The sequence below is a fragment of the Bacillus sp. BC05(2025) genome (assembly GCF_056725905.1).
Genome location: NZ_JBWYRA010000002.1, coordinates 625327 through 638464, shown reverse-complemented (window position 1 = coordinate 638464; position 13138 = coordinate 625327). Strand labels below are relative to the sequence as shown.

13 protein-coding genes and 1 pseudogene are annotated in these 13138 nt (G+C 36.7%); 13 read left to right on the top strand and 1 reads right to left on the bottom strand.

Annotation, left to right across the window (positions count from 1 at the left end):
- Nucleotides 1-10 precede the first annotated feature (10 nt).
- Nucleotides 11-199 (bottom strand): hypothetical protein, encoded by a 189-nt coding sequence (locus ACZ76X_RS09205; protein WP_000712159.1) that lies wholly within the window; start codon nt 197-199, stop codon nt 11-13.
- Between the two features lie 619 nt (nt 200-818).
- Between ACZ76X_RS09205 and ACZ76X_RS09200 the strand changes: the two genes are divergently transcribed.
- The 13 genes and pseudogenes from ACZ76X_RS09200 (at nt 819) to ACZ76X_RS09140 (ending at nt 13134) form a co-directional block, all read left to right on the top strand.
- Nucleotides 819-1763, top strand: coding sequence for a ring-cleaving dioxygenase (locus tag ACZ76X_RS09200; RefSeq protein ID WP_479850259.1), 945 nt, complete (start codon nt 819-821; stop codon nt 1761-1763).
- 45 nt (nt 1764-1808) lie between these two features.
- The gene (locus tag ACZ76X_RS09195; RefSeq protein WP_479850258.1) at nt 1809-2786 is read left to right on the top strand and encodes a ring-cleaving dioxygenase; all 978 of its coding nucleotides are present in this window, start codon (nt 1809-1811) and stop codon (nt 2784-2786) included.
- Between the two features lie 256 nt (nt 2787-3042).
- Nucleotides 3043-4140: a response regulator aspartate phosphatase gene (locus tag ACZ76X_RS09190; RefSeq protein WP_479850257.1), complete on the top strand. Its 1098-nt coding sequence runs from the start codon at nt 3043-3045 to the stop codon at nt 4138-4140.
- Complete coding sequence (locus ACZ76X_RS09185; protein ID WP_479850256.1) at nt 4141-4371, top strand: Phr family secreted Rap phosphatase inhibitor; 231 nt, start codon at nt 4141-4143, stop codon at nt 4369-4371. It begins immediately after the preceding gene.
- 237 nt (nt 4372-4608) lie between these two features.
- Entirely contained in the window at nt 4609-5481 is an 873-nt protein-coding gene (locus tag ACZ76X_RS09180) for an alpha/beta fold hydrolase (RefSeq protein ID WP_479850440.1), read from the top strand.
- Between the two features lie 228 nt (nt 5482-5709).
- Entirely contained in the window at nt 5710-5910 is a 201-nt protein-coding gene (locus ACZ76X_RS09175) for a sporulation YhaL family protein (RefSeq protein ID WP_000449227.1), read from the top strand.
- Between the two features lie 173 nt (nt 5911-6083).
- Nucleotides 6084-6935: a DUF2935 domain-containing protein gene (locus ACZ76X_RS09170; RefSeq protein WP_098671147.1), complete on the top strand. Its 852-nt coding sequence runs from the start codon at nt 6084-6086 to the stop codon at nt 6933-6935.
- An 86-nt stretch (nt 6936-7021) separates the two neighbouring features.
- Nucleotides 7022-7165 (top strand): annotated as a pseudogene (locus ACZ76X_RS09165) (DNA-binding protein); the annotation flags it as partial.
- A 105-nt stretch (nt 7166-7270) separates the two neighbouring features.
- Nucleotides 7271-7831, top strand: coding sequence for a glycerol uptake operon antiterminator GlpP (glpP, locus tag ACZ76X_RS09160; protein WP_479850255.1), 561 nt, complete (start codon nt 7271-7273; stop codon nt 7829-7831).
- A gap of 227 nt (nt 7832-8058) precedes the next feature.
- Nucleotides 8059-8880: a glycerol uptake facilitator protein GlpF gene (glpF, locus tag ACZ76X_RS09155; protein WP_479850254.1), complete on the top strand. Its 822-nt coding sequence runs from the start codon at nt 8059-8061 to the stop codon at nt 8878-8880.
- 12 nt (nt 8881-8892) lie between these two features.
- Nucleotides 8893-10383 (top strand): glycerol kinase GlpK, encoded by a 1491-nt coding sequence (glpK, locus tag ACZ76X_RS09150; protein ID WP_479850253.1) that lies wholly within the window; start codon nt 8893-8895, stop codon nt 10381-10383.
- A gap of 133 nt (nt 10384-10516) precedes the next feature.
- Nucleotides 10517-12199 (top strand): aerobic glycerol-3-phosphate dehydrogenase, encoded by a 1683-nt coding sequence (gene glpD, locus ACZ76X_RS09145; protein ID WP_098669761.1) that lies wholly within the window; start codon nt 10517-10519, stop codon nt 12197-12199.
- A gap of 401 nt (nt 12200-12600) precedes the next feature.
- Nucleotides 12601-13134: a sigma-70 family RNA polymerase sigma factor gene (locus ACZ76X_RS09140; protein WP_479850252.1), complete on the top strand. Its 534-nt coding sequence runs from the start codon at nt 12601-12603 to the stop codon at nt 13132-13134.
- Nucleotides 13135-13138 lie beyond the last annotated feature (4 nt).

Genomic DNA, 13138 nt, shown 5'->3' with positions numbered 1-13138 from the left:
CATACTTTCCTCATACGATCGATAATTTCCAATAAATTTGTTTTATATAATGGAGGGTGAATACGACAGTTGATACAGCAATGGCTATAATACCTATATGTGCGTAAAAATTGAAGTAATCATATTTCTGGAAGAAAAATTCAAGGACAGGAAATAAAAGAGTAAGACTAGCAATTAATATTAATTGTTCTTTTTTCATTATCATGCCTCCTTCTTTGTATAATTCAGCATTGATAGAAACAATTCCTATATGAATATCCTATACATAATCAGTTAACATAACGTCCTATTATCGGTAGCAAGGAAAAAGGAGGAACCCTACTCTCACAAGGGAACCTCCTTTTTTGTTCTATCAATCTATGCAATTTTTTATACATTCCTATTCTGGTGCGGTTTTAGGGTTCTTGTCTGTTATTGGATTAACGAAAAAACTGTATAAAATCTCGCATACTCTTAGCGTGTTTTTTTCAAAAATGCTGGCGATATCTCACATCCATCAACTTATGAATTTTATAATGTCCTCAAACCAAGAATTTCTCGTGTTTTTAGTCCAAAATGTTATTTAATAAAAAAATATCTCGAATTTGAGATAAATCACTTGCTTTTTAATCACTTGAGATGTAAAGTGATAGTAACGAAAGCAATTGAGTCATATGAAAAACATATACTCAATTGCTTTCGATTGAAAAACGAAGTAACTTATTCAGTAAAAACTAAGATGAATTTACAAAAACATAATAAGAATAAATTGAAAAGCTAAGAAGCATATTATTTTTTAGGTATCACTTGACTAGTAAAATGAAACGGAGGAATTATCAATGTATGAAATTAAAGGGCATCATCACATTTCAATGGTTACAAAAAACGGAAGTGAGAATAACCATTTTTATAAAAACGTGCTTGGTTTGCGCCGTGTGAAAATGACGGTAAACCAAGATGATCCATCTATGTATCATTTATTTTACGGAGATAGAACAGGAAGCCCAGGTACGGAACTGTCATTTTTTGAAATGCCTTTAGTAGGAAAAACATACCGTGGTACGAATGCAATTACGCGAATCGGCTTACTCGTTCCTTCAGAGGAAAGCTTACATTACTGGAAAGAACGATTTGAGAAATTTGGTGTGGAACATAGTGAAATAACAACTTATGCAAACCGTCCTGCTTTGCAATTTGAGGATGCGGAAGGACTGCGTCTCGTGCTACTCGTTTCAAACGGAGAAAAAGTGGAGCACTGGGAAACGTGGGAGAAATCAGAAGTTCCTGCTGAACATCAAATTCAAGGAATGGGTTCTGTGGAAATGACAGTGCGTAGACTTGATAAACTGGCGAGTACACTTACAGACATATTTGGTTATACAGAAGTTAGCCGAAATGACGAAGAAGCGATTTTCCAGTCTATTAAAGGAGAGGCCTTTGGAGAAATCGTTGTGAAATATTTGGATGGTCCTACTGAAAAGCCAGGCCGTGGTAGCATTCACCATTTAGCAATTCGTGTAAAAAACGATGCAGAGCTAGCTTATTGGGAAGAACAGGTGATACAAAAAGGTTTCCATTCTTCAGGCATTATCGACCGTTTCTACTTTAAAAGCTTATACTTCCGCGAATCAAACGGAATCCTATTTGAGATTGCGACAGATGGACCAGGATTTACAGTTGATGGTGATGTAGAGCATTTAGGAGAAAAACTTGATTTACCGCCGTTCTTAGAAGATCAGCGAGCAGAAATTGAAGCGAAATTAGCACCTATTGAAGAAAAATAATAGAAGAGAAAATATAAATTTAAAAACCCATTGGAGGAATATAAAATGAACCAATTAAAAGGAATTCACCACGTTACAGCAATTACAAGTAGTGCAGAAAAGAACTATGAGTTTTTCACTCACGTTTTAGGAATGCGTTTAGTTAAAAAAACAGTAAACCAAGATGATATTCAAACGTACCATTTATTCTTTGCAGATGATAAAGGTAGTGCAGGAACAGATATGACATTCTTTGACTTCCCAGGTGTTCCAAAAGGAGTACACGGTACAAATGAAATTTCAAAAACTTCATTCCGCGTGCCAACTGATGCAGCATTAGAGTATTGGGTGAAACGTTTTGACCGTCTTGAAGTAGAACATACAGGCATTAAAGAGCAATTTGGTAAGAAAACTCTTTCTTTCGTTGACTTTGATGATCAACACTATCAATTAATCTCAGATGAACTTGATAACGGGATCGAGTCAGGTACACCGTGGCAAAACGGTCCAGTTCCATTAGAATATGCAATTACTGGCTTAGGACCTGTATTTATTCGTATCGCAAACTTTAGTTTCTTTAAAGAAGTGTTAGAGAAAGTTCTATTATTTAAAGAGGTTGCGCAAGAAGGAGAATTCTATTTATTTGAAGTAAACGAAGGCGGAAACGGTGCCTCTGTTATTGTAGAACATAATACGGTTCTTCCTGAAGCACAACAAGGATTTGGTACAGTGCATCATGCTGCATTCCGCGTAGAAGATCGCGCTGTATTAGAAGAATGGATTGAGAGAATCAGTAGCGTTGGACTTCCGTCATCTGGATATGTAAATCGTCATTTCTTCGAGTCATTATACGCAAAAGTTGCACCACAAATTTTATTTGAATTTGCAACAGACGGCCCAGGGTTTATGGGAGATGAGCCATACGAAACACTTGGCGAAAAATTATCATTACCTCCGTTCTTAGAGCCAAAACGTGAAGAAATTGAAAAATTAGTTCGTCCAATTGATACAGTGAGAAGTACGAAGGAATTTATTAAAGAGTAACAGTAGAGAGAATAAGTAGGAGAGCAAGTAGTTTTAGCGGATCGCTGGAACTGCTTGTTTTTTTATTTGTTCTATGAAGTTTTCTGACAATTTTTTCTCAAGTTATCAAAAAGGAAAACTTTGGTATAATCAATTAAAATATTTAATTTTCTGACAATTATTTTTCAATACATAGAAAAGAGGTGGTAATATACAATTTGGATAATTGTATAAATATCCTAATTTTGTAAGTTTGGAGAAAAGGGGATGCGAGTGTATGGGAGCAGATGTAGTAACAAGGGAGCAAATGAAACATTCTTTAGATGATTGGTATCGTGTAATGTTGCAGCAAAATATAGTGAAAGCAACGGAGATGAAGGAAGAGATTGATAGTAAGATTAGTGGGTTGGACGTGGATCAAGATGTATTGCTTTATCATGCTTTGTTGAATTTTAGGTATGATGCATTAGTTGATTGGATTTCAGTTAAAGAAGATAGTTTTGATAAAGTGGAATCTTTCGAAATTCCGGAAGAAGGCTTTTTAGCTTATTATTATCACTTTTTCAAAGGATTTCATTGCACATTAATTTCAAATTATAACGAAGCGAAAGAACAGTATGAACACGCGGAGAAGTTATTGAAATATATTGCAGACCCGATAGAACATGCGGAGTTTCATTATCGGATGGGATATTTTTACTATCAAGTATATCAGCAAATGTTAGCTTTAGATTATATCAAAAAGGCGAAAGAAATATTTTTTGAACACAAGGGTTACGAAGGAAACGTGGCGTTGTGTCATAACTTCATAGGATTATGTTGTATTGATTTTAAACAGTTTGAGTTAGCGGAAGAAAGTTTTAATACCGCAATCCATTTACTTCAACAACATGATAAAGAAGCAAAACATATTTTAATGGTTAGAAGTAACTTAGGGTGGTTATATAGTAGTCAGAATTTATCAGATTTAGCAATTAGACATTTAAGTGAAGTTACTAAGAAAATGCCTAAACATTTTAAAGCGATTTTTACTGAAGCAGAGGAAAATTATAAACTGGGGAAAATAGGTGCTGCTAATAATTTAATAGAACTAGGACTGAAAATTTGTAATGAATTGCAAAATAAAGAATTTCAACATCGTTTTATGATATTGAAGGAATTAAATATTAAATCGAGTGCTAGTGAGTTAGAGAAAGTAACTGTCGAAAGTATTTCGTATTTTGAAGAACATTCTCTTTTAGATTGCGTTAAGGAATACGCGGAAATATTAGCTTATAAATTTTATCAAGAAGAAAAACATGAAAAGGCTAGTAAGTACTTTTATATTAGTAGTCAAGCTCGAAAAAAACTTTTAAAAGAGGGAGCGTTAAAATAAATGAAAAAAGTTTATACATTGATAGCAGGTTTAGTAATACTACTTTCATTAGGGCTGAATGCTTTTACAGGGTCTGAACAACATGCTTTAAATAGAGGAGATGGTGGAGGGGCACCAGCAAGACCAGACTATATTAGCTTTAATAAAGGTGACGGAGGAGCACCAGCCAACTTCAATAAAGGTGACGGTGGCGGTATTAGCAAGCAAGACTCACACGCTGACCATTTTTAAATTAAATAATAAAGTGTAGGGAGCTCATAATGAGGTCCCTTTTCTTTTTGGTCGTAAAAAGAATTGACTTACTTTAAATATGTAACTATAATAGTTACAAAACAACCATCACTAATAGCGGTGAGTAATATTTTTTTAATATAATTGTAACCATTATAGTTACAATTAAAAATAATTATAAAACAACCAAATAATGTAAAAACTTTAAATAACAACAAGAGAAAGGAGACGGGAATGTTGAAACGGTTTAAGTTTTATTTGATTAGCGGTATTGTGCTTGTTTTGCTTATCGTATGTAACTTCGTTGATAAGCCGATTGCGAAGGTTGAAGAAGTGAAGGATACTGTTATGATGAAGTTGCATACGAAAGAGAGTATGGCGCAAATTGATGGACAGACGATTTATTTTAAGCAAATTGGGGAGGGGAAACCGCCTTTACTTATGCTTCATGGGTTTGGTGGTTCTTCAGATGGATTTAGTGATATTTATCCGGAACTTGCACGAGATCACACGATTATCGCGGTTGATATTTTAGGATTTGGACGTTCTTCTAAGCCGGTTGATTTTCAGTATTCGTTTCCTGCGCAAGTGAATTTATATTATAAACTAATGAAGAAACTTGGATACGATCAATTCGCAGTACTTGGTCATTCGATGGGCGGAGAGATGTCCCTGAATCTAGCGTATTTATATCCGGATGCAGTAACGCATCTCATTTTAGCGGACTCTACAGGAATCGAGTCTTTCCAGCAAAAAGAAAGTTATGAAGTGCCGCCGCTATCAACCGATCTTCAAACGGTAACTGAGATTACAGATTATAATAAAAATGCAGTGAAAAATAGTCACGACGATAAAAAGCATTATGATCAGCTGACAAAAATGAGAGAGCGCCGCATTGCGATGGAAGCCGATAAAATTAAGGTTCCGACTTTAATTATATGGGGACGACACGATAAGAGCGTTTCTTGGAAAAATGGTGAACTGTATCATCAGCTATTTGCGAATAGTACATTCCATATTATTGAAAAAGGATACCATGCACCGTTTCGTCAGGAACCAATCGAATTTATGGAATATGTACAAGCGTTCTTCGCGAAGAATCCGCAATAAAGTGAAACTTTAATCAGTGGGGGGTTTCTTCATCCCCCACTGATTATTAGTTGAACCAATCGGACTTTTATGGGCAGTTGATCCCCCACCTAAATTCTTTGCTTTCGCTAAATTTTGAGCTGGGGGTCTTACTGCCCATTAAAGCGGGATAAATTTTAAGCATAAATCCACTTCTTTCCTCATACAGTGAAACTAATAAGGCTTGTCTAAGGAAAGGAATGAAGTACAGTGGAAACTTTACCATGGTGGGTGTATCTTGTAATCGTTGGAATCGTATTAAGTGGCTACATGGTTTTATATACTTCGAAAAAAGAACAAGAGATGGATAATGAGTTTATCGAAAAAGAAGGCGAAGTATATATGAAGCGTTTAGCAGAAGAACGCGAGAAACGTAATCAGGATAGTGATAAAGATTCGGTATTGCTTTAATAGAAATTTTGAAAGGCTACCACTTAGTAGAACTTTACATCTAGGTGGTAGCCTTTTTTCTTTTTGGGGAGCATGTATACGAAATTCATGATGAACTTTTATAAATGGTATTTATATATATTTCTACTCATAAGAATAGAACTAGCGGGGTATTTTACTGGGGGGGATTAACAATGCATAGGGATGAAACATCATTACATCCTGATACAGGTGTTACATCTGTAATGTTTGTTGAGCGATCATTAAATGAAATTCGTTTTTGGTCTAGAATCATGAAGGAGCATTCTTTTTTTCTTCGCCTTGGGTTTAGATGCGAGGATACGCAACTAATTGAAGAGGCGAATCAATTTTATCGATTGTTTGAACATATTGAACAAATAGCGCATTCCTATACAAATGAAACAGATCCTGAGCAAATAAAAAGATTTAATGCAGAAGTACAACAAGCTGCAACTAATATTTGGGGATTTAAACGAAAAATTTTAGGATTAATTCTCACGTGTAAATTACCAGGACAAAATAACTTCCCACTTTTAGTTGACCATACGAGTAGGGAAGCTGATTATTTTAGAAAACGTTTAATGGAATTAAATGAAGGTAAATTAGACGCTCTTCCTGATGCTATTATTAAAGAAAATGTTTTCTTTTTACGGATTATGGCAGACCATGCTAAATTTATTGGTCACCTTCTTGATCCATCAGAAAGAAAGCTTGTAGATACAGCACGGAATTTTAGCAATGATTTTGATGAATTGATGTATCAAGCAATTGACTTAGAATCTATGAAACCACAATCCCAAACAGTCCCTCTTTTAGATCAATTTTTAGATCAAAATCGTGTGTCGGTTGCATCTCTTCGTGATTTTAAGAAAACAGCACGTGATTTAATTGAGCAATGTAAAATAAAGAGTATCATCCATCCATTATTAGCAGACCATGTTTTCCGTGAAGCGGATAGATTTCTTGAGATCATTGATATGTATGACGTTCATCTTACCAATATTCAATCACAACCTAGATATTAGAAAATCAAGAAAGATACTATTTTACTTTCAGCTGAGAAGTTAACAATTTATTGTTAGCTTCTTTTCTTTTTGATGAAAATAAAACTATGATGGGTGTATTTTTGTTTGTTATAAAAATCTTTGTATGGACGTTAAATAAATTTGCCGGAGCGAGCATTACACTTGTAGCAGATGCACCGTACGTAATGAATTTTTTACCCCTCATCTTAATGGTTATAGTGATAAGTTAAAGAAAATATATAGATAGAAGAAAGAATTTCCCTACACTAGCTGTTCTTTCTACTCAAATTGTGTACTATAAAGGATAGGATGACATAAAGAAGGGGACATTTAGAATGGAATTTCATGAACAGAAGATTTTGCCGGCAGTGAGGCAAATTAAAGATTTGGAAAAGTTATTACATAGTTCGTATGAGTATATCGTTATTTTAGATATTCATGTCGGTCAATTGAAGAGTGTCGTGTCACTTGCGAATCAATATTGTAAGAAGGTATTTTTACATGTGGATTTAATTCATGGTTTGCAGAGTGACGGGCATGCGACGGAGTATTTATGCCAAGAGTTTAGGCCGTACGGGTTACTTTCAACAAAGGCGAGCGTCATTATGAAGGCGAAGCAAAAGGGTGTTGTGGCAATTCAGCGTATCTTTTTAATTGATTCTAGCGCAATGGAGAAGAGTTGCAACCTTTTAGAGAAGACGAAGCCAGATTATATAGAGGTGCTTCCGGGAGCAATGACGGACATTATCGCTGAAGTGAAAGAGCGTACTGGTGTACCGATTTTGGCGGGTGGTTTTATTCGTACAGTTGATGATGTGGAGAAAGCGTTACATGCTGGTGCGACAGCAATTACGACATCAAAACGCGAACTATGGAAACATTACCAAAAAAAGTGACGAAAATGTGAATATTTACGTTGACACCGCTTTCATTTACGGTTAACATTATAGACAAGTTAATAAACGTGACGGAGAAAAGTAGAGATCCACATTTCATTGTTTCTATATAAATTTATATAGAAGCGTGCAAAGCTGTGGGTCTTTTTCTTTTGAAAAAAACGAATGGCCATTCATTTTACCTCTATCACATTTGAAAGCGTTTAAATTGATTGTGGAGGGATACTATGTCAGCATTTTTAGGAGAGTTAATAGGGACTGCGTTGTTAATCGTTCTTGGTGGCGGCGTTTGTGCTGGTGTAAGTTTAAAGAAGTCGTTTGCGAAAGATTCAGGTTGGATTGTCATTACAATGGGCTGGGGCTTAGCGGTAGCGGTTGCAGCATATGCGGTTGGATCAATTAGTGGGGCACATTTGAATCCAGCTTTAACGATAGGACTAGCATTTAAGGGAGCGTTCCCATGGAGTGACGTACCTGGTTATATCGCAGCACAAATGATTGGGGCAATTATCGGGGCAGTTATCGTATATTTACATTACTTACCACACTGGAAAGAAACAGAAGATTCAGGAACAAAGTTAGGCGTATTTGCAACAGGTCCAGCAATTCCGAACACATTTGCAAACCTTTTAAGTGAAATGATTGGAACATTCGTTTTAGTATTTGGTATATTAGCAATTGGAGCAAATAAATTTGCAGATGGTTTAAATCCATTTATCGTAGGTTTCTTAATTGTAAGTATTGGTTTATCATTAGGTGGAACAACAGGATACGCGATTAACCCGGCTCGTGATTTAGGTCCACGTATCGCACACTTCTTCCTTCCGATTGCAGGAAAAGGCGGCTCAAACTGGAAGTATGCATGGATTCCAGTAGTTGGTCCAATTTTAGGTGGATCACTTGCAGGATTATTCCATCAAGTTGTATTTGAAGGAAAACAAAATGCAGCACTTATTTATGTAATTATTGCAACTGTGATTGTACTAGCAATCTCTTATATGACAAGTAAAAAAAGTGAAAAAAACACAAATAGTAGAAAAGTAGCATAGGGGGAAACTGATATGAAAAAATATATTCTTTCTTTAGACCAAGGAACAACTAGCTCACGCGCAATTCTTTTCAATAAAAAAGGTGAAATTGTTCATTCAGCTCAAAAAGAGTTTACACAACATTTTCCAAAGCCAGGTTGGGTTGAGCATAGTGCGCAAGAAATTTGGGGATCTATTTTAGCGGTTATCGCAACTTGCTTAAGCGAAGCAGATGTAAAACCAGAACAAATCGCTGGTATCGGTATTACGAACCAACGTGAAACAGCGGTTGTATGGGATAAAACAACAGGCAAACCAATTTACAACGCAATCGTATGGCAATCTCGTCAAACAGCTGAAATTTGTGATGAGTTAAAGGAAAAAGGATATAGCGAAATGGTTCGCGAAAAAACAGGTCTTTTAATTGACGCATACTTCTCTGGTACGAAAGTAAAATGGATTTTAGATAACGTTGAAGGTGCAAGAGAAAAAGCAGAAAACGGCGATCTATTATTCGGAACAATCGATACGTGGCTTGTATGGAAACTATCTGGTGGTAAAGCACACGTAACGGATTATTCAAATGCATCACGTACATTAATGTTTAACATTCACGACTTACAATGGGATGATGAGCTTCTAGATATGTTAACAGTACCAAAGAGCATGCTTCCAGAAGTACGTCCATCATCTGAAGTTTATGGAGAAACAATTGATTATCACTTCTTCGGTCAAAATGTACCGATTGCAGGTGTAGCTGGTGACCAGCAAGCAGCATTATTTGGACAAGCTTGCTTCGGTGAAGGTATGGCGAAAAATACTTACGGAACTGGTTGCTTCATGTTAATGAACACAGGTGAAAAAGCAGTAGCTTCTGAGCATGGTCTATTAACAACAATTGCATGGGGAATAGATGGTAAAGTAAACTACGCATTAGAAGGAAGTATTTTCGTAGCAGGTTCTGCAATTCAGTGGTTACGTGACGGAATGCGCATGTTTAAAGATGCGAGTGAGAGTGAAGTATATGCGAATCGCGTTGAATCAACTGAAGGTGTATATGTTGTACCAGCATTCGTAGGTTTAGGTACACCGTACTGGGATAGTGAAGTACGCGGCGCTATGTTTGGCGTAACGCGTGGTACGACGAAAGAGCATTTCATTCGTGCAACACTAGAATCTTTAGCTTACCAAACGAAAGATGTATTATGTGCAATGGAAGCAGATTCAGGTATTGAACTAAAAACATTACGCGTTGATGGCGGAGCAGTTAAAAATAACTTCTTAATGAAGTTCCAAAGTGATATTTTAGATGTTCCTGTAGAGCGTCCAGTAATTAACGAAACGACAGCTTTAGGTGCAGCGTACTTAGCAGGTCTTGCGGTTGGATATTGGAAAAACCAAGATGAAATTAAAGAACAGTGGCATATGGATAAACGCTTTGAACCAACGATGGAAGCAGCAACAAGCGAAGAGCTATATGCTGGATGGAAAAAAGCGATTGAAGCAACAAAAGCTTTCAAATAATCATAAACAGTGTTATAATGGTGACAAGTTAATAATTCGGTAGGAGATTTGGAGAGACCACAACACGCTATAGAGGCGAAATCTATAGCGGAGTTTGTGGTCTCTTTTTTCGTTATCAAAGGGAGGAATTACCATGAAATTTTCAAGTAAACAACGTAAAGACGTATTAAACGGAGTAAATAAACAAGAATTAGATGTGATCGTAATTGGTGGAGGTATTACTGGTTCTGGTATTGCATTAGATGGAGCAACACGCGGGTTATCAACAATTGTGTTTGAAATGCAGGACTTTGCAGCAGGTACATCAAGTCGTTCAACGAAACTTGTACACGGTGGTCTACGTTATTTAAAACAACTTGAAGTGAAAATGGTAGCAGAAGTAGGGAAAGAGCGTGCGATCGTATATGAGAACGGTCCCCATGTAACAACACCAGAGTGGATGTTACTTCCATTCCATACAGGCGGTACGTTCGGATCATTCAGTACATCAATTGGTCTTCGTGTATACGACTTCTTAGCAGGCGTAAAACGAAGCGAGCGCAGAAAAATGTTTAACCGTGAAGAAACGCTGAAGAAAGAGCCACTTGTAAAACAAGAAGGATTAAAAGGCGGCGGTTACTACGTAGAATATCGTACAGACGATGCGCGTCTTACAATTGAAGTAATGAAAGAAGCAATTGAACGCGGTGCAAAAGCTGTTAACTACGCAAAAGTAGACGGTTTCTTATATAAAGATGGAAAAGTATGTGGTGTACGTGTAATCGATTTACTAGATGGTGAAGTATATGAAGTTTACGGTAAGAAAATTGTAAACGCAGCTGGTCCTTGGGTAGATACACTGCGTGAAAAAGATAACTCGAAAAAAGGAAAAGTACTTCAGTTATCAAAAGGTGTTCACTTAGTAATTGACCAAAAACGTTTCCCATTAGGCCAAGCGATTTACTTTGATACACCAGATAAACGTATGGTGTTCGCGATTCCTCGCGGCGGAAAAACGTATGTAGGTACAACAGATACGTTCTACGATAAAGACGCAGCTGTACCACAAATGACAACAGAAGATCGCACATACATCATTAATGCGATTAACTACATGTTCCCAAGCGTAAAAATTACGGAAAAAGACATCGAGTCAAGCTGGGCTGGTGTTCGTCCGTTAATTTACGAAGAAGGTAAGAGTGCATCTGAAATTTCTCGTAAAGACGAAATTTGGACTTCTGAATCTGGTTTAATTACAATCGCAGGTGGTAAATTAACAGGATACCGCAAAATGGCTGAAATGGTAGTAGACTACGTAACAAACTTACTACAAAAAGAAGGTCATAGTGCATATCCGAAGAGCACAACGAAACATATGCCAATCTCTGGTGGACATGTAGATGGCTCTAAAGGATTACCAGCATTTATCGCGAAAAAAGCAGGCGAAGGTACAAAATACGGTTTAACGACAGCACAAGCAGAAGAATTCGCGAAATTCTACGGCTCTAACGTTGACATACTATTCGACTTAGCGAAAAAACATAAAGATGAAGCGAAAGAATACAACATGCCGCTAGACGTTCTAATCCCACTTGTATACGCAATGGATTACGAAATGACAGCAAAACCAGTTGACTTCTTCGTACGCCGCAGAGGTGCTGTATTCTTCAACATCCACTGGGTATACGAGTGGAAAGAAGCAGTAATCAACTACATGGCTGCGAAACTAGGCTGGAGCAAAGAAGAGCAAATGAAATACACAGCAGAACTAGAAAAAGCATTAACAGACGCTGTCGTTCCTGTAGATCAACAAGAGCAGGCGGCTGCATTAGCATAAAATAGAAAACCACCTGAAGGGGAGCCTTTAGGTGGTTTTTTGTGTGTTATGTATCGGTTTTGATATAATCGAGCCATCCTTGTATGGTCATGAAATATTAGATTCTGTAAGTGAGTGTTAGAAAGAAGGAGGACTCGACTAAATGGGTTCTTTTTTTCATTTAGCGATGAGGGGAATCTTGACGATAGAAAATTAACGTAAAACCCTTATCACAAATTTAAAAAGCGCCTTGGGAGAGAGGCGCTCTTTAAGTGAATGTATTTAACGATTATTCGGTTTATTATATGTAAGTAGCTGGAAAGTGTTTTATAAAAAAACGTGATTGCCATCCGTATTTTTTATAAATTTATAAAACTTTTCCATACAGTGCGTCGTCTAATATATGGGAAGGAGGAAATGATGTGGATGAATTAACGGTAGAAGCGTTTGAGATAGAGGATAAGGAACTTCTTATCGATGAAATCATGAACAAGTATGGACAAGAAGTCCTGCAGCTTGTGTATTCATATGTAAACAATAAAGAGGTTGCTGAGGATGTAACGCAGGATATATTTGTGAAATGCTATAAATCTCTTCATACATACAAAGGGAAGTCGAATGTGAAAACGTGGTTATGGAGAATTGCGATTAATCAATGTAAGGACTATATAAAAAGTTGGTATAACAAAAAGGTGATCGTGACAGAGGATGAATCTGCTTACATGGGGGTTCAAAATGATAGTGTCGAACAAACTGTTATGCAAAATGCGGAGGACCGTGAGCTCGCTTCTGCGGTCATGAATTTACCAATAAAATATCGAGAAGTCATTTATCTATTTTATTATGAAGAATTATCAATTAAGGAGATTGCTACAGTAATAGAAGCAAAGGAAAACACGATAAAAACGAGACTGAAAAAAGCGAAGGAGCTTTTGAAGAAAGGATTGGAGGAATAATCAA